The organism is Longimonas haloalkaliphila (genome assembly GCF_055379825.1).
Window position 1 is genome coordinate 707,760 of record NZ_AP043948.1, and the last position, 16,774, is coordinate 724,533.

Below are 16,774 nucleotides of genomic sequence, written 5' to 3' on the forward strand. Positions count from 1 at the left end.
ATGTAGCCCAGACGACAATCACTTACTATTGAACCGCTACCAAAAATCAACACAGGTTCTCAGGAGGCCGGGTCCAGATCAGGCGCACCACCGCTGCGGGTCCGCTATGGCCCGGGCCTTCGTCGAGCGAGACAATTGGCGCCGAAAGCAGCTCGATGCCTTCGTGTGGAAATGCGCCGCGCAGCTCGTCTTCTGTCACCATCATGTCGGCGTTGGGCGGACCGCCACTGGTGTAGCCGTCGGTGCGCTGCTCCGGACGGAACCATTCTGCGATGAGCGTGCCGCCGGGGGCAAGGGCGGCCTGCATCGTTTCATACAATTGCGGCTGCCACTGCACGGGTAGATGCACAAACGTAGCGACCACAGCGTCGTAGGTGCGTTCGGGCGTCCAGGTTGTGAGGTCTGCGTGTTGCGTTCTGAGTGCAACGCCTTCACGCGCGGCCCAGGCCGCAGCTTTCTTGAGCGCGACCTCTGAGTAGTCGAGTAGCGTCACGTCGTAGCCCTCACGGGCCAGATGAACTGCGTTGCGCCCCTCGCCCCCGGCCAAGTCGAGCACCGTGCCGTCTTTGGGGAGGTGCGCTATCTGGGCGGCAATAAAGGCGTTCGGCGATGCGCCGTACACGAAGTGATCACGGTCAAACCGGCTGTTCCAGAAAGAAGGATCCATACAAGCAAAGATAGATAAGGAGAAAGTCACGTGGTAGCCGAAGCACTTTCTGGTGCATCAGCAAACGTCGCTGCGCTCGTTGAGCACGCGTTTCAGCACCGACTCTGCCTTCGTAACGCTCCGCATGCACAGGCGCGCCACCAGGCGGGTCTGCTCGGCCTTTGAAAGATCAGCGTGGTGCCCCTGCCGCTCAATGCGATGCCGTCGTGCATGGTACAGCCCAATAGCGGCCGCCACCGATATGTTAAAGCTCTCGGTGAATCCGCTCATCGGGATGATGCACGACAGGTCGGCGGCTGCACGCAGTTTGTCGGAGACGCCGTCGCGTTCATTGCCGAAGACCAGCGCGGTAGGCGTGGTAAAGTCGATAGATTCGATGGGCACAGCCTTGTCGTCGAGGTACATGGCGGCCACGCGGTAGCCGCGGTCTTGCAGGTGCTCCACGCAGGGCACAGAGTCCTCCCACTGGTGCACGTCGAGCCAGCGCTGTGCTCCTTTCGCCGTACGCTCCGAATGCTTATAGCGCCCATCTGTGGCAATGACGTGCAGGTCCTGGTAGCCCATCGCTTCGGTCGATCGCATTACAGCGCTTACGTTTCCGGTGTTTACGATGCCCTCAATAACCGGCACCACTGTGCGCGTGCGTCCGGCTACTACATTACGAATACCCTGTAGGCGGTTATCGCTCATGAAGGGCGTGAGCAGCTCGATAACACGCTCGGGAGACAGGGCGCGGTTGCCGACCTTGAGGGGAGCCAGTGGATCGCCGGGCCGAGGCGGGTGGTCGGGCGAAGCGTCGGGCCCGATCAGCCGATACATAGCTTTTTGCGCATCAGACGGGGTAGACTCAGGCATATGGAGACGTTCAAAGCGGGGAATCAGAGGGAAACGCGGCTCATCATGGATTTGCAACGTCTCCTCGGTACGATATGTCCGCACTTGTTCGTATAATACGTGTGGTTTAACGCAATCCGTTCGCATCCCCTACCATATCATACCTCTACACGATGACTACGTTATTTCGTGCCCCGCTACAATACATATGGATTGGCCTCTTGGCCATAGCTCTCGGCGGCCTGTCGAGCACACCCGTCGCTGCCCAGTCGGCTGCCGACATTATCGACCAGATGGATGCCGCCCACCAGGCAATGGCGCAGAACGTGACATCCTTCACCGTAGAAACGCAGTACGATACGAACCGCTACGAGCGCCAGGAGGTCGACGGACGGTTCGTGTTTCGGGAGGTCGGGTCGGGCGATGGAGCGAGCGCTGACGAGATGCCCATGGTGGGCTTTCTGGACGTGTCGTACATTCAAGCACTGAAAGAGGCTGCCGAGTATGAAGGTGTTGAATCGATCAACGGAGACCAGGCACACGTGCTTCACATTGCAGATACCGAGGCCTTCAGTGCATTTGCCGATCTTGATGCGCAAGACTTTGAGGCCCTTGAGTCTATGCGTCTCTTCGTCCGTACCAGCGACCTGATGCCCGCCCGGTTTGTGTTTATGGCGCGCATGCCCGAAGAAGAGATGCGAGGCGCTCCGTTTCAGCTTGACGGGCCGGTTACCTTCCAGGTCGACTTCAGCGATTACCGCACGGTCGACGGACTCACCTACCCGTTCATCACCGAGATGAAGAACGATCTGATGGATCAGATGCCTCCGGAGCAGCGCCAGCAGATGGAACAGGCCCGCGAGCAGTTTCGCCAGCAGATGGAGCAGATGCCCCCAGAGCAACGTCGCATGATGGAGGAGCAGATGGGCGACCAGTTGGCCCAGATGGAAGCTATGATGGATGGGGACACCGGGATGCGTGTAGAAGTTAAAAGCCTGACTGTAAACGACTAAGAGCTTGTTTGGGTTGTGGTTTGTAGGCGAGAGCGAGCGCCGCTGAGGCGAAAATTGGACCCCGATGGCGGTTCGTAGCCGGGGCTACGGGCCGACATTGGGGGCAATTTGCACCAGGGGCATGACCTTCGGCCCCAGTCCAGCGCCGCCGCTCGGAGCCCAAATTAAGAAATCAAAACAGGCTCTAAACGGCGGCCTTAACGCATAAGCCGTTACTCCATTTTTGTGATGCGCAGCGATCTGCGAAGCATATACTTCGTATGCGCTGCGCATCACTTATTTTGTATTTATGCACATTACGCTTACCGTTTATGACGCTTACCGATCGTGTAGCCCTCGTTACCGGAGCCAGTAGCGGGCTTGGACAGGAGATCTCTGAACAGCTTATTGAAGCCGGAGCCACGGTGTATGGCCTTGCACGCAGCGAAGATCGCCTGCAGGCTCTGCGCGATGCGTACGGCGCTGCGTTTGTGCCGTGTCCAGCCGACGTACGCGACCAGGAGGCTGTTGAAGCGGTCTTTGAACAGATCAAGGCAGATGCTGGGCGCCTCGACATCCTAGTGAATAATGCGGGACTGGGGCGCTTTGGACCCGTCGACGAGATGCCGGTCGACGACTGGGATGTGCAGCACGACACAAATCTCCGCGGCCTGTACATCTGCACGCGCACGGCGGTGCCCATCATGCGTGCGCAGAACGAAGAAACTGGGTTTGGCGGACACATCGTGAACGTTGCTTCGATCGCCGGGCTCATTGGCAATCCGAACATTTCAGCGTACAATGCCACCAAATTTGGCGTGCGCGGATTCAGCCAGGCGCTTATGAAAGAGGTGCGCGATGCCGGAATTCGCGTTTCCTGCCTGTATCCGGGCTCTATTGAGACTGAGTTTTTCGATCGGGCGGGTGTTGACATGACCGACAACCCGCTGCGTGCCGAGGACGTAGCTGCAACCGTAATGCATGTTGTACAAGCTCCGGAGAACCATCTTATCTCAGAAGTTGTGCTGCGCCCGCTTCGTCCGCGAGGGTAAGCACACGAGAAGGGATGCTCAAAAGCAACTCAAAAAAGCAATGAATGGCTAAGGCGGCTGCAGGTGTCCCGAGCAAGATCCACAACGCTGTAGGACACATCCAGTCTGTTGAGCAAGCCTTGTTGGGCAGCCTGTTAGGCAGCTTTTACCCTTTCACAGCATCAAAAGACTGCGTGAGTGGCGCATCCGATGCCTCAATAGCGTTGAACAGGCGCTTGGGCGTCATCGGGTAACGCCGCTTCGTTCCTGCGCGGATGTCGAGCGTGCGCTTTTCGCTTGGGAACAGGTACTGCCAGACAAATTGTTTTGACGCCCACGGAAACTGGCGGGCGACTTCGTTGGGCAGGTCTACCGTTCCGTATCCGGCTTCAAGGTCATGATCGTGCAGGCGCCGAACGTGCTTGAGCTGCTTGCGAAGTGCATCTTGAATAGATGCGGGGAAAGAGATGGCGCGGTCGGTGGTGCCGCTGGAGCTCGATACCAGGATGCTGCGCTTTTCAACTTCTATATCGCCCACGCGCAGACGAAGAGCCTCTTTCAGGTTCAGTTCAGTGTAACATACGACAAGCGCAAGCACCTTCTCAGGCCCCTGAATGCGTGCAATGATTTTGCGCTTTTCCTTCTCCGTGAGTGTGGCGAGCCGGTAGCCATCATCACAGACCGTCTGGCGGAGCAGGCGCTCATGGTAGAATACCAGAGCCTCAGCCGCGCTCTGGTAGATGCTTTCGTCAGACGAGTGGCTGTCGCGCACCTTCGACAGAAAACGCTTCATGTACGCGGCTCGGGGCGTTCCGAGCCGTTCCCGTTTCAGGTAACTCAGGTACCCGTGGATCCAGGTGCCGTACAGCGTACGCTTTCGGCCGCTCAGTCCGGGCACCCGGTTGAGGTAGCGCAGCGCCGTATCGGGAGAAGCCAGCGCCTGGGTGTCGGGGGCCCGCTGCACGTCGGGGAGAGAAGTAGAACGTTCGTTCGGCTGTCGAACAACCGCTTTAGTTGGGGTGGATGGAGAAGCAGAGAGAGAAGGTCGACTCATGACGATCCGTTGGGCGGCAAAAATAGGTGGCAGGCTATACTCCGTATACGTTCTGGCATCCGTACTGCACGCCTGCACGGTAGAAAAATGGGTAGTGGATAGACGCTAAATGATAAGGCGATTGGCCATCACGGCTTTGTCTTTTTTGAACCCCCTCTCCCTACGGGTTTCTCCCCCTTTTCCAAGGGGGAGATGTCGGCAGACAGAGGGGGTTTGAGCAGGTTGCGATGATGTAAACCACATGTCAATCACTTAATATTGAACCGCTACCGAAAAATGAAACAACCCCTCTGTGACCAACCTTCTGGCTGTAAGACGTTGTCAGACTCCGTACAGTGGATGGCTGGCATCATGCTTTGAAAAGCAAGACGCCTCTTCAAGTACTAATGTGGGCAATATTACCTTAAAGTTTACGTATCCACCATAGTACAGGATCATAGTGTTTAAAGTCAAAGAGAAGGTGGTTACTCCGCGATGCGTACCCAGCGATCCGACTTGTATTCACTACATTTTTATGATGCCGTACCCAAAAGAAGAGAAATGCGCAGCTCAGTCTGCCACTTAGGCGAGTTAGGTAAGCTGATAGGGGCATGTTGGGGATGCGGATGCTATACAGCATCAACGTAAACGCCCTGCTCTTCGAGATAAGAGACGACGCAGTTGTCAACGGCTTTATCGGTAATCACACGGTGAACGGCGTCGATGCCGCAGATGCGTCGCAGGCTACGGCGGCCAAATTTGCTAGAGTCGGTTACGATAATCACGCGCTGCGCGGCGCGGATCATGAACTGGTTCAGGTGAGCCTCGGGGGCATTGGCTGTCGAAAGGCCATGCTCCAGATCGAAGCCATCGACCCCAAGAAAAAGCTTGTCGCAGGCATACTCGCGGATCATCTCTTGCGCGTAAGGCCCTACAACTGATTTGGAGGTACGGCGCACCATTCCGCCGAGCATAAGCACTTCCACATCTTCGAGATGGGCTACCTCAAGAGCCACGTTCATTGCGCTCGTAACCACGGTAAGCTCTGATTTACCACTCAGGTGGCGTGCCACCTGCGTCATCGTCGTACCTGAAGCAAGAATGATCGAGTCGCGGTCGGCGACCAACTGGGCGGCAGCTTCCCCAATGCGGCGTTTCTCTTCTGCATGCTGGGTAACTTTCTCATCCAGAGGACGATCACGAACATACGGGTCGCGCAAATTTGCCCCACCGTACGTCCGATGAAGTAAGTTTCGGCCTTCGAGTTTTTGCAGATCCTTTCGAATCGTAACCTCAGATACGTCCAGCCACTCGCTCAAGTCAGATACGTTTACATATCCGTGCTCCTTAAGGCGCTCCAAGATTAGCACTTCCCGCTCAGCGGGCCCCCGAGACTTATCGGACATACGACATATCAAGCTATTGAACGCAACATAACGACAGCAACCACCAATTAGCGGCTGCCCAAGTAGTGCCTATAATTCGGACCCATCGAAGATCCAACGCAACCTCGTTACACAAAAATAACATTCTAATGTTAATAAAGTGTTGACAGAAGCGCTTCCACTACCTATTCTGTGATCGGTTCGAAAGAAAACGAAAGGTAATGATCTTAACCAATCCCCGTAGCTGCGATGTCATATATTCTTGCACTCGATCAAGGCACAACCAGCTCGCGTGCCATCATCTTCAACGAAGAAGGGCTCATTGAGACGATTGCCCAGAACGAGTTTCAGCAGTTCTATCCCAAGCCTGGCTGGGTGGAGCACGACCCCCGAGAAATCTGGTCTACGCAGGCCGGTGTAGCGGCGGAAGCGATCAGTAAGGTCGGGGCCAGCTCCCGAGAGATTGCGGGTATCGGCATCACAAACCAGCGCGAAACAACCGTCGTGTGGGATCGCCGTACTGGCGAGCCGATCTACAACGCCATTGTGTGGCAAGATCGCCGTACCGCCGAGTTCTGCGACTCGCTCAAAGAAGCAGGTCATGTCGATCTTTTCCAGGAGAAGACCGGACTGGTTATCGACTCCTACTTCTCGGGTACGAAAGTCCGCTGGATCCTTGAGAATGTAGAAGGCGCTCGCGAAAAAGCAGAAGCCGGGCATCTCGCGTTTGGGACGGTCGACTCATGGCTGGTCTGGAAGCTCACCAACGGCGAGCTGCACATTACCGACGTGAGTAATGCATCTCGCACGCTCATGTACAACATCCGCGAAGAGAAATGGGATGACGAGCTTCTCGATATTCTGGATGTGCCCCGTTCGGTGCTTCCCGACGTGCGTCCCTCAAGCGAAGTCTACGGAGAAACGGCTGGCGACATCTTCAGCACGCCTGTTCCTATTGCCGGTATTGCAGGCGACCAGCAGAGCGCGCTCTTCGGCCAGGTCTGTACCCAAGAAGGCATGGGTAAAAATACCTATGGCACCGGGGCCTTCATGCTGATGAACACGGGCAGTACGCCAGTGAAGTCAGAAAACGACCTGCTCACAACGATTGCCTGGAAGCTTGGCGACGAGCCCACGCAGTATGCGCTTGAAGGCAGTATCTTTATCGCCGGCGCGGTCGTGCAGTGGCTGCGCGACGAGATGCGCATGATCCGATCGGCCGAAGACGTCGAATATCTCGCTCAGAAGGTTGACTCAACCGACGGCGTCTACCTCGTTCCTGCGTTTGCCGGACTCGGGGCCCCGCACTGGGATCAGTACGCACGAGGCACGATCGTAGGCATCACGCGCGGCACCAACGAATCACACATCGCTCGCGCCGCGCTCGAAAGCATCGCCATGCAGTCGGTCGACGTAATCCGCGCTCAGGAAGCCGACTCCGGCATCCCCCTGAAAGAGCTTCGGGTAGATGGCGGCGCTACGGCTAACGACCTGCTGATGCAGATGCAGGCAAACCTGCTTGGCGTCCCGGTAGTGCGCCCGGAAGTCACTGAAACAACGGCACTCGGCGCTGCCTACCTGGCCGGACTCGCTGTGGGCTTCTACAAAAGCGTGGAAGACATCTCCAAGCAGTGGAAAGTCGATGCACGCTTCGAGCCCGACATGGAGCGTTCCGAAGCCGAACGCAAAATGAAGCAGTGGGGACGCGCTGTCAAGCGGTCTATGAACTGGGCTAAAGAAGAATAAACCGCGTGCCGCGCTCTGGCGGCCTCGTTTTCCCCTTCGCTTTTCCGTTCACTTTTAAACGCCACGCTATTATGCAACGCGACGCTGGAATTGAAGCATTAGAAGCTCACGATGGGTTGTGGGACTTCATCATCATCGGTGGAGGAGCCACCGGGTTGGGGGTAGGTATCGAGGCCGCCTCACGCGGATACGACACGCTCCTGCTCGAGCAGCACGACTTTGCAAAGGCTACGTCGAGTAAGTCGACAAAGCTCGTGCACGGCGGGGTGCGCTACCTGCAGCAGGGCAACATCTCGCTGGTGCTTGAAGCACTCAAAGAGCGCGGCCTGCTCCAGAAAAACGCGCCCCACTTGGTGCACAACCTGGCTTTTGTCGTGCCAAACTACGACTGGTGGGAAGGGCCGTTCTACGGCATCGGGATGAAAGTCTACGACATGCTGGCCGGACGGCAGAACTTCGGACGATCGAAGCAGCTCAGCCTTTCGGATACGCTCGAACACCTGCCTACAATCGAGCCCGAAGGCTTGCGTGGGGGCGTCATCTACTACGATGGGCAGTTCGACGATGCCCGCCTCGCGGTGAATATGGCACAGACCTTCGTGGAGCAGGGCGGTGTAGCGCTCAACTACATGAAGGTAACCGGCCTCCACAAAGCCGACGACGGGTACGTCAATGGCGTGCAGGCCGAGTGCCAGGAGTCGGGCACGACGCTCGACCTGAAAGCCCGAGCTGTGATCAACGCAACGGGGATCTTTACCGACAGCATCCGAAAAATGGATGACCCCGATGCCCACGATACGCTCCGCCCCAGCCAGGGCACGCATATCGTGCTGCCCCGCGAGTTCTTGCCGGGCGATACGGCTATCATGGTCCCCAAAACCGATGACGGACGCGTGCTCTTCGCCATTCCGTGGAACGACCGGGTTGTTGTAGGCACCACCGACGAAGAAGTCGATGGGCCGTCTATGGAACCGGTACCAATGGAGAAAGAGCTCAAGTTCTTGGTCGAGCACACGGGGCGGTATCTCGTCAAAGACCCCACGCCCGACGATGTCCTTAGCGTGTTCGCAGGGATTCGACCGCTGGTCACCGATCCCTCGAAAGGAGGCGATGCCGACACCTCTGAGATCTCACGCGATCATGTGCTTCACATCTCCAATAATGGGCTCGTTACCATTTCCGGAGGCAAGTGGACCACTTATCGCAAGATGGCCGAAGACACGATCGACCAGGCCGCGACGCTGGCAAACGTAGAAGAAAAACCGTCGGTAACGGCCAACCTGCACATTCATGGGTGGCATGAGCACGCCGAGAAGTTTGGCGACCTCTCGAAGTACGGCTCCGATGCTCCCGCACTCCAGCGCCTCACGCGCGATAACCCCGAGTGGGGAGAAGCCTACGATGAGCGCCTGCCCGTGCGGCCGGTGCAGGTTGTGTGGGGCACCCGCCATGAAATGGCACGCACCCTCGAAGATGTGCTGGCGCGTCGTACGCGCTCCCTCCTGTTAGATGCACAGGCCTCCATCGACATTGCGCCCCAGGTGGCTGCGCACATGGCCGAAGAAATGGGACACGACCAGGCCTGGCAAGATGAACAGGTTGAGGCGTTCACCGAGGTTGCACGCAATTACCTGATGCCAACATCCTGATCAGGAGCCTTGGCGGACGCGCGTTCGCTCCATCCGCACGAGCCCCCGATACAGGTTGGGGGCTCGACGGGTGTTCTTGCCTGACCTTTCTGGCACAACAAAACATGTGCACGACAAAATAGGCAGACTCGCGCAGCGACAGAGATTGCGAGAGTTTTAGTGGCCTTTTTCTCGAACAAGCTCAAACCGAGCAGTCCTCAGACAATCTGTAGCCCCGGCTTGACGCGCGAATACCCGCTTATATGAGTCCGGATAGACGAGGCTGAGAGACTCCACTACGTTCATACACAATCTGTTTGTAAATGCCATGAATGCGACTAAACCTTATTTTTATCTGCACGCGATGCTCGGGCTTATGCTCCTGGTAGGTGTGTCGCTTACAGCCACACCGGCGCAAGCACAGGTATCTCCTGACATCGACGACTGGAGCTTCGACGTAACCGGCGCTATTCCAGTCTTTTTGAATGCATCGAACCACGAAAACTTTGGTGCCGATGGGGACGATCAGTTCTCCACCCGCGTCATGTCTGGTTTCAATCCAGGCAACATCACCTTCACGGTAACGGCGCCCGAGCAAAACGGTGTCACCGTGTCGGGGCAGTTTCAGATTAACCACCACCTGCAGGGCCCCAGTGTCCAGAACGCCGGCCTGTTTGAAGGCCGCGTCGCTGATATTATCATCGCGGGCGACTTCGGGACGTTCAACGTCGGAAAAGGCTTTGGCATCTTCGGCGGGAGCGCTATTGCTGACATGGGAAGTGCCATGGGCATAGGACGCTTTGGCGGCCCCGATGCTGCCGACGCTACCCTTGGGCGCATTGGCACGGGGTACACATACGCAAATTTCAATCCGCGCGTGATGTACACCACCCCCGACCTCAGCGGATTCACGTTTAAGCTCGGGCTCATCAATCCGGAGAAGCCCGGCGGGGCAACAAACGAACTCGAGACGACCACGCCCCGCGTTGAGTCGCAGCTTAACTATCTGATTGGGTTCGACGGAGGCACGCTTGACCTGTGGGTTGGCGGCCTCTATCAGAACGTGGGAATTGTGCGGGGGGACGACTATGACATCACCGGATGGGATGTTGGCGCACGTCTCAATGCTTCAGGATTTCAGCTGAGCGGCGCGTATTCTGAGACGGAAGGCATTGGGTCTGACGGACTCATCGGCCTTGCGATCGACAGCCCCAGTGGCCTCGCACAGGCCAATGTTGACGGCACGCAGTGGTACGTAGAAGGAGCCTACGACTTTGGAGGCTTCATTCTCGGAGCCAGCTATGGAGAAGGCTCACAAGATGAACTGGGTATCTCTCCCGAGAACACCAATCAGTTGCTCATGGGCTTTGCGCGCTACATGGCAACCGACCAGCTTACGCTGATGGCCGAGTTCCAGGACTTCCAGACTTCTAATGATGACGGACAGCCTGCTTACAACGCCTTTATCCTGGGTGCTCAGCTTACGTTCTAACGTTCCCAGCGCTGTAATGTGTTGTTGCGAGAGGCGGAGAGGGATGGTGCCGGATAACACGCTCTCAACCGTGCTTCAGAAGTCGAAGCACGGGACAGCCCGCTCCGGCTCTCTCGCAGCACATCAGTTGTACGGCAGAGCTTTTTGCGCACTGTGATTTTCGCGAATCGGTCTGCTACCCCCGCTCTATCCACCGTTATCCGACCTAATACTATTATGGAAGCATTACTTGAAGTAAGCTGGATTTATCTTCTCCTTGCGGCATTTGCCGGAGGGGCCTTCGGCGCGTCTATCGGAGCACTCCCTGCGTTTATCTTTACCGGGTTCATGGTTATCGCTGGTGAAGCGGGCGGACTCGGCGGCGTGACAGGCGAGATTGCCTTCGGCGCGGTCTTTGGCCCGCATATTTCCTTTGCCGGTGGTGCTGCAGCTGCAGCCTATGCCGCAAAGCAAGGCTACATGGATACCGGATTCGACTTCCACGAAGCGAAAAACATCACCTACGCCTTCGGCACAAAAGTCGATGTGCTTGTTGTTGGAGGGCTCTTTGGAATCCTCGGACTCGTCATTACAGCCGTATCAGCCGGGTTTGCCCTTCCGTGGGATCCGATCGCGATTGCTGTTGTGCTCTCTGCACTGCTGCACCGGGTATTCTTAGGGTACAGTGTCATCGGTAAAGTACACGGCAACGGCGTACTCGACATGACGCCCTTTGAGCGCGAAGAGAAAAAGCCAAGCGCTGAGGGGACGGTTGACGACCACGTAAAAAAAGCAACCGATCGTTTCACTGTGGAGCCATGGCTTCCGCATCAGTACACCTGGGGGTCAGTCGCCTTCCTCGGTCTTATCGCGGGTATCCTGGGAGCGTTCATCGCGATTGCGACGGGGAGTCCGTTCCTGGCATTCGGCATTAGCGCAGCCAGCCTGTTTTTCCTGAACCTGGGCGTAGCCAACTTTCCGGTAACACACCACATTACGCTGCCTGCAAGCACAGCGGCGCTGGCATACATGGCGACAGTCGGTTCGCCGATTGAAAGTGCCGGTATGCTCGGCGATCTCGCTGATGGCACCGTCTTCATGGGGCTCGTGGTTGGGTCCGTGTTCGGCCTGATCTGCGCTGTGTTCGGTGAATTCTTCCAGCGCATCTTCTATGCGCAGGGCGATACACACGTGGATCCGCCTGCAGCGGCTATCGTGTTCGGCACGCTCCTAATCGCAGTGCTCTACTTCGCCGGTGCCTTCAGCACAGGCGTATGGGTACCGGGCACCGTCTAATCACGCCCGCTTACCGCCCAGTAGTCGCCACAGGCTCCTTCGAAGGGGCCTGTGGCGGTGCTGTTTATCCGTAGTCATTCCCTGTCAAACGAGTCCAACTACCAGCTATGAAAAAGCTCATCAACAACCCCGAAGACGTTGTTCGTGAATCACTTGAAGGGATGGCTGCGGCGCATCCCGATATGATTGAGGTCCACTTCGACCCCACCTACGTAATGCGCGCCGGCGGCGTGCCCGAAGGGAAGGTCGGCCTTCTGTCCGGAGGGGGAAGCGGCCATGAACCCATGCATAACGGCTTTGTCGGACACGGCATGCTCGATGGGGCGTGTCCCGGTGAGGTGTTCACCAGCCCTACCCCTGACCAGATGCAGGCCGCTACCGAAGCCATCGATGCCGGTGCAGGCGTGCTGCACATCGTCAAAAACTACACGGGCGATGTGATGAACTTCGAGATGGCCGAAGAGATGGCCGAAGACAGCGGCATTGACGTACGCAGCGTCGTGATCAACGATGACGTGGCCGTCGAAGACAGCACCTATACCGCCGGACGCCGTGGCGTGGGGGGAACGGTGCTCATCGAGAAGGTATGCGGAGCCGCCGCCGAAGACGGCTACTCGCTCGACGATGTCGAGGACCTGTGCATCCACTGCAACGATGAAGTCCGTAGCATGGGTATGGCGCTTACCTCCTGTACCGTACCCACAGCAGGGGAGCCAACGTTTGACCTCGGCGAAGATGAAATGGAGATTGGGATTGGTATTCACGGTGAGCCCGGGCGCAAACGCCTGGACATTGAGCCAGCCGACGAGGTCGTTGAGCGCCTCATGGAGCCGATCCTGAGCGATCTTCCTTTCAAGAAGGGCGACGACGTCATTCTGTTTGTGAATAGCATGGGGGGCACGCCGCTCATTGAGGTATATCTGGCGTACCGTAAAGCAGCCGAGATCGCTGAAGCACACGGCCTCACCGTTGCGCGCAACCTGGTTGGGCCTTACATCACAAGCCTTGAAATGGCCGGTCTCTCGATTACCATGATGCGGGCCGACGAGGAGATCCTCGACCTCTGGGATGCTCCCGTCTGCACGCCGGGTCTGCGCTGGGGCATGTAGGCACGCCTCGCCCGCCTATGGCGTTCACCTGCTTCGTATCCTTCTGTTGTGTAACAGCTGTCCTTCCTATGTCTCTTACGGCGAACGACCTGCGCGCCTGGGTGCGCGCCTTTGCTGAGCGTGTATCTGAACAGCGCCAGTACCTTACTAAACTCGACTCAGCCATCGGCGATGGCGACCACGGGCAGAATCTAAACCGCGGGCTTGCTCATGCCGTTGAGCAGATCGACGACGCCAACGGGGATGCCAGTGCGGTCTTCCGTACAGTGGCGATGGCTCTCATCTCCAAAACAGGGGGGGCCAGCGGACCGCTCTACGGTACGTTCTTTATGGACGCCGGAAAAGCAGCAAAGGGATACGAAGAGTTGGGCGTTGACGCCGTTGCGGCTATGTTTCGGGCCGGGCTTGAAGGCGTGCAGCGGCGGGGAAAAGCCGAACCCAACGACAAAACAATGGTCGACGCGCTCCTGCCAGCTGTCAAAACACTCGAATCAGCCGCCGAAGCTGACACGCCGCTCGCCGAAGCCATAACGCAGGCCGCAGACGCTGCACAGGCGGGTATGGAAGCAACCATCCCTCTTGAAGCGCGAAAAGGACGCGCGAGCTACCTGGGGGAGCGCAGCAAAGGACACCAAGACCCCGGGGCCACGTCGACCTACTACCTGGTTGCAGCAGCCTCAGAAGCATGGACCGACGTTGCCTGATCCGCTTCTTCATCGCGAGTAGCGGTGTCGCTCGCTTTCCTCATTATGTACTTTCGGATACGCCCCGTTCTCCTCCTATGGTAAGCCTGGTCCTCGTATCACACAGTCGCCCGTTAGCCGAAGCTCTTGTTCCTCTGATCCGTGAAATGGCTACCGATGAGGTCGCCATTGCCATCGCCGCGGGCACCGGAGAAAACCGCGATGCCTTCGGCACCGACGCTACCGACATCATGCAAGCCATCGCGTCGGTCGACACAGGCGACGGAGTGTTGGTCCTGGGCGATATGGGGAGTGCACTGCTTAGCACCGACATGGCGCTTGAACTGCTCCCTGACGACCTGCGGGGCCGTACGCGACTGATTTCGGCGCCGTTCGTAGAGGGGGCCCTGGCTGCAGCCATTCAGGCCAGCATGGGAAACTCGGTTGACGATGTAGCCCGTGAGGCGCGGCAGGCGCTTGCGCAAAAGCAGCAGCATGTTGGCGACTCTGACGATGCGCCCGACACTGAAGGGGGCAGCGCGCCCGGTGCACCGCCCGCCGCCAGCGAGGATACCGCCACGGGCGATCCGTACGACGATGCGCCCGAGCACACAACCGAAGTGGAGCTCACAAACCTTCATGGACTGCATGCGCGTCCGGCTGCCCAGTTGGTACGCACGGCGAGTCAGTTCAGCGCGGTCGTTACAGTCAAACGGCTGGAAGACGACCAAGCGCCGGTCTCGGCAACAAGCATCTCATCGGTCTCAACGCTGGGGGCGCGCCGTGGCAACCGCCTGCAGATTACGGCGCGTGGCCCCGATGCCGAAGAAGCACTGCAAGCCCTGAACGATCTCATCACACACGGTTTTGACGACGATACGCCCGCCACGGAATCAGGTGCGGCCGCGCCGCAGCACGAAGCCCCTGCGGATCGGCCCACGTTGCCGGATGACGGTGCCGTGGCGGGTCTCCCTGTGCATGCAGGTACGGCGGTCGCACCGGCGGCACGGCTTCACACTGCCCTGCCCGACCTGCCTACCACGCAAGATGGGGCGCCCGAAGCAGAGTGGACCGCGCTGCAGAACGCGCTGAAGCTGGTGCAGCGCGATCTGCGCATGCAAGCCCGCCGGGGTACGCGCAACGTACAGGGCATTCTGGAGGCGCAGGCCTTGCTGCTTGAAGACGTTGCCTTGCTCGATACCGCCCACACACGCATCACCGAGTCGCACGAACCGGCGCCGCTTGCCTGGGCACGAGCCACCGAAGCGCTCGCCCAGGAGTATGCCTCGCTCGGCGATGCCTACATGCAGGCACGTGCCAACGACGTGCGCGATGTGGGCCGGCGGGTCGTACTCGAACTGCTTGACGATGCGACCGATGTGGTATCGCTGCCCGACCGACCACTCATACTTGTTGCCGACGACCTCCCCCCGTCTGTCGTGCCGCACCTCAATCCTGAACAGGTACGCGGAGTGATATGCACCAGCGGAAACCCAACCGGGCACAACGCGATCCTGCTGCGTGGGCGCGGTATCCCTTCGGTGTTTGGGGTAGGCGCTGCGTTGCAGCACGTCGACAATGACACCCTGCTGGGGCTTGACGGCGGCACCGGTCACGTATGGGTAGACCCGCCGCCGAAGCGCGTGGAGCAGCTTGAGTCGAAACGACGCCAGGCCGATGAGCGCGCGGCGGCCTATCTGGCTGAGGCGCACGACCCGGCAACAACCACAGATGGCACCGTCGTAACAGTATCTGCCAACATCAGCCATCCCAGCGAGGCGGAAACAGCCGCCGAGCGCGGTGCTGAAGGCGTGGGCCTGCTCCGTACCGAATTCTTGTTCGGAGACACGCCCGAGCCGCCCTCTGAAGAGGAGCAGGTGGAGGCCCTGAAAAAAGTTGCGGCGCCGTTCAAAAAGGCGCCGGTTACCGTGCGTGCCCTCGATGCCGGAGGCGACAAGCCGCTTCCCTACCTCTCCTTCCCAGATGAATCGAATCCGTTTCTGGGGATGCGCGGCATTCGCGTGCTCCTGCGCCACCCCGATCTATTTCGGACGCAGCTGCGCGCGGTGCTCCGTGCGAGCGCGTCGCATAACTTGCGGCTCATGCTTCCCATGGTAGCTACGCTAAGCGAGATACGGAAGACGCGCAGCTTGCTGCAGTCCGTGCGTGCAGCGCTCAACCACGTGGGCACGCTGTATGCGGCCAACATACCTGTTGGTATCATGGTCGAAACGCCTGCAAGTGCGGTGGCTGTTGCCCAGCTGGCCCCCCATGTCGACTTCTTTAGCATCGGCACGAACGATCTGGTGCAGTATGTGATGGCTGCCGACCGCGAACATGCCGATCTCGCTGCGCTCTCAGATGCGCTCCATCCACCGGTGCTGCAGCTCATCCGCCAGGTCGTAGAGGCGGCCGGCGACCGTCCCGTAAGCGTGTGTGGCGAAGCCGCCGCCGACCCGGAGGCCATTCCGGTACTCGTTGGACTCGGCATCCGGAACCTGAGTGTGAATGCAGAGGCGCTACCCGCTACAAAGGCGCTCATACGTGCCCTGAGCCTAAGCGATGTGACCGCACTCGCCAAACGGGCCTTGGTACAAGATGGGGCGCCTGAGGTGCGTGCGCTTGCTCGCGAGGTGCTACCTGTTGCGTTCGTATCAAATGAGCAGTAGAAGCACGCGGTATGCATCCCGTAAAAAAGAGCAGTTGTAATGCTCCTTCTGGCAGATCCGCTGTCGGCCACAGGCAGAGGACTCTTATCTCTTGCGATGTCGGACCGCTTCACAGTCCGCTGTCACAAGATGAAACGCGAAATGAGTCTTGCGTCGGGTTTCAGAGATAGAAATAAATGTATATCCGGCTTTTCTCCGCAGTACCGGGTCACATGCGTTGTAGCAATAGT

General features: G+C 58.3%; 13 protein-coding genes. 9 read left to right on the forward strand and 4 right to left on the reverse strand.

The features are described 5' to 3' along the window. Positions 1 to 46: 46 nt before the first annotated feature. Both ACZ48V_RS02785 and ACZ48V_RS02790 read right to left on the reverse strand, forming a co-directional pair. Entirely contained in the window at positions 47 to 667 is a 621-nt protein-coding gene (locus tag ACZ48V_RS02785) for a class I SAM-dependent methyltransferase (RefSeq protein WP_464541384.1), read from the reverse strand. A gap of 57 nt (positions 668 to 724) precedes the next feature. Further along, the gene (locus tag ACZ48V_RS02790) at positions 725 to 1,522 is read right to left on the reverse strand and encodes a TrmH family RNA methyltransferase (protein WP_464541386.1); all 798 of its coding nucleotides are present in this window, start codon (positions 1,520 to 1,522) and stop codon (positions 725 to 727) included. A 152-nt stretch (positions 1,523 to 1,674) separates the two neighbouring features. On the opposite strand from ACZ48V_RS02790, the gene ACZ48V_RS02795 reads away from it, so the two are divergent. Continuing rightward, entirely contained in the window at positions 1,675 to 2,514 is an 840-nt protein-coding gene (locus ACZ48V_RS02795) for a hypothetical protein (protein ID WP_464541388.1), read from the forward strand. Between the two features lie 311 nt (positions 2,515 to 2,825). After that, positions 2,826 to 3,545, forward strand: coding sequence for an SDR family oxidoreductase (locus ACZ48V_RS02800; protein WP_464541390.1), 720 nt, complete (start codon positions 2,826 to 2,828; stop codon positions 3,543 to 3,545). A 145-nt stretch (positions 3,546 to 3,690) separates the two neighbouring features. Here the strand turns inward: ACZ48V_RS02800 and ACZ48V_RS02805 are convergent, their stop codons facing one another. Both ACZ48V_RS02805 and ACZ48V_RS02810 read right to left on the reverse strand, forming a co-directional pair. Continuing rightward, complete coding sequence (locus ACZ48V_RS02805; RefSeq protein WP_464541392.1) at positions 3,691 to 4,578, reverse strand: site-specific integrase; 888 nt, start codon at positions 4,576 to 4,578, stop codon at positions 3,691 to 3,693. 608 nt (positions 4,579 to 5,186) lie between these two features. Further along, positions 5,187 to 5,963 (reverse strand): DeoR/GlpR family DNA-binding transcription regulator, encoded by a 777-nt coding sequence (locus ACZ48V_RS02810; protein WP_464541394.1) that lies wholly within the window; start codon positions 5,961 to 5,963, stop codon positions 5,187 to 5,189. A 228-nt stretch (positions 5,964 to 6,191) separates the two neighbouring features. On the opposite strand from ACZ48V_RS02810, the gene glpK reads away from it, so the two are divergent. The 7 genes from glpK (at position 6,192) to ptsP (ending at position 16,544) form a co-directional block, all read left to right on the forward strand. Further along, positions 6,192 to 7,688: a glycerol kinase GlpK gene (glpK, locus tag ACZ48V_RS02815; RefSeq protein ID WP_464541396.1), complete on the forward strand. Its 1,497-nt coding sequence runs from the start codon at positions 6,192 to 6,194 to the stop codon at positions 7,686 to 7,688. Between the two features lie 71 nt (positions 7,689 to 7,759). Then, positions 7,760 to 9,337 (forward strand): glycerol-3-phosphate dehydrogenase/oxidase, encoded by a 1,578-nt coding sequence (locus ACZ48V_RS02820; RefSeq protein WP_464541398.1) that lies wholly within the window; start codon positions 7,760 to 7,762, stop codon positions 9,335 to 9,337. Positions 9,338 to 9,644: 307 nt separating this feature from the next. Then, on the forward strand, positions 9,645 to 10,808 hold the full coding sequence (locus tag ACZ48V_RS02825; RefSeq protein WP_464541400.1) for a porin: 1,164 nt from the start codon (positions 9,645 to 9,647) through the stop codon (positions 10,806 to 10,808). A 216-nt stretch (positions 10,809 to 11,024) separates the two neighbouring features. Beyond that, entirely contained in the window at positions 11,025 to 12,083 is a 1,059-nt protein-coding gene (locus tag ACZ48V_RS02830) for a DUF7973 family transport facilitator (RefSeq protein WP_464541402.1), read from the forward strand. A gap of 107 nt (positions 12,084 to 12,190) precedes the next feature. Continuing rightward, positions 12,191 to 13,192, forward strand: a complete 1,002-nt coding sequence (gene dhaK / locus ACZ48V_RS02835) for a dihydroxyacetone kinase subunit DhaK (RefSeq protein WP_464541404.1) — start codon at positions 12,191 to 12,193, stop codon at positions 13,190 to 13,192. A gap of 68 nt (positions 13,193 to 13,260) precedes the next feature. Continuing rightward, entirely contained in the window at positions 13,261 to 13,896 is a 636-nt protein-coding gene (dhaL, locus tag ACZ48V_RS02840; RefSeq protein WP_464541406.1) for a dihydroxyacetone kinase subunit DhaL, read from the forward strand. A gap of 77 nt (positions 13,897 to 13,973) precedes the next feature. Then, positions 13,974 to 16,544 carry a phosphoenolpyruvate--protein phosphotransferase gene (gene ptsP, locus ACZ48V_RS02845; RefSeq protein WP_464543088.1) on the forward strand — a complete coding sequence of 857 codons (2,571 nt, stop codon included), beginning with the start codon at positions 13,974 to 13,976 and terminating at the stop codon, positions 16,542 to 16,544. Positions 16,545 to 16,774: the final 230 nt, after the last annotated feature.

Excerpts from the sequence above, each read along its gene's own strand:
- ACZ48V_RS02785 (WP_464541384.1), bottom strand. The coding sequence starts at position 667 with ATGGATCCTTCTTTCTGGAACAGCCGGTTTGACCGTGATCACTTCGTG.
- ACZ48V_RS02790 (WP_464541386.1), bottom strand. The coding sequence starts at position 1,522 with ATGCCTGAGTCTACCCCGTCTGATGCGCAAAAAGCTATGTATCGGCTG.
- ACZ48V_RS02795 (WP_464541388.1), top strand. The coding sequence starts at position 1,675 with ATGACTACGTTATTTCGTGCCCCGCTACAATACATATGGATTGGCCTC.
- ACZ48V_RS02800 (WP_464541390.1), top strand. The coding sequence starts at position 2,826 with ATGACGCTTACCGATCGTGTAGCCCTCGTTACCGGAGCCAGTAGCGGG.
- ACZ48V_RS02805 (WP_464541392.1), bottom strand. The coding sequence starts at position 4,578 with ATGAGTCGACCTTCTCTCTCTGCTTCTCCATCCACCCCAACTAAAGCG.
- ACZ48V_RS02810 (WP_464541394.1), bottom strand. The coding sequence starts at position 5,963 with ATGTCCGATAAGTCTCGGGGGCCCGCTGAGCGGGAAGTGCTAATCTTG.
- glpK (WP_464541396.1), top strand. The coding sequence starts at position 6,192 with ATGTCATATATTCTTGCACTCGATCAAGGCACAACCAGCTCGCGTGCC.
- ACZ48V_RS02820 (WP_464541398.1), top strand. The coding sequence starts at position 7,760 with ATGCAACGCGACGCTGGAATTGAAGCATTAGAAGCTCACGATGGGTTG.
- ACZ48V_RS02825 (WP_464541400.1), top strand. The coding sequence starts at position 9,645 with ATGAATGCGACTAAACCTTATTTTTATCTGCACGCGATGCTCGGGCTT.
- ACZ48V_RS02830 (WP_464541402.1), top strand. The coding sequence starts at position 11,025 with ATGGAAGCATTACTTGAAGTAAGCTGGATTTATCTTCTCCTTGCGGCA.
- dhaK (WP_464541404.1), top strand. The coding sequence starts at position 12,191 with ATGAAAAAGCTCATCAACAACCCCGAAGACGTTGTTCGTGAATCACTT.
- dhaL (WP_464541406.1), top strand. The coding sequence starts at position 13,261 with ATGTCTCTTACGGCGAACGACCTGCGCGCCTGGGTGCGCGCCTTTGCT.
- ptsP (WP_464543088.1), top strand. The coding sequence starts at position 13,974 with ATGGTAAGCCTGGTCCTCGTATCACACAGTCGCCCGTTAGCCGAAGCT.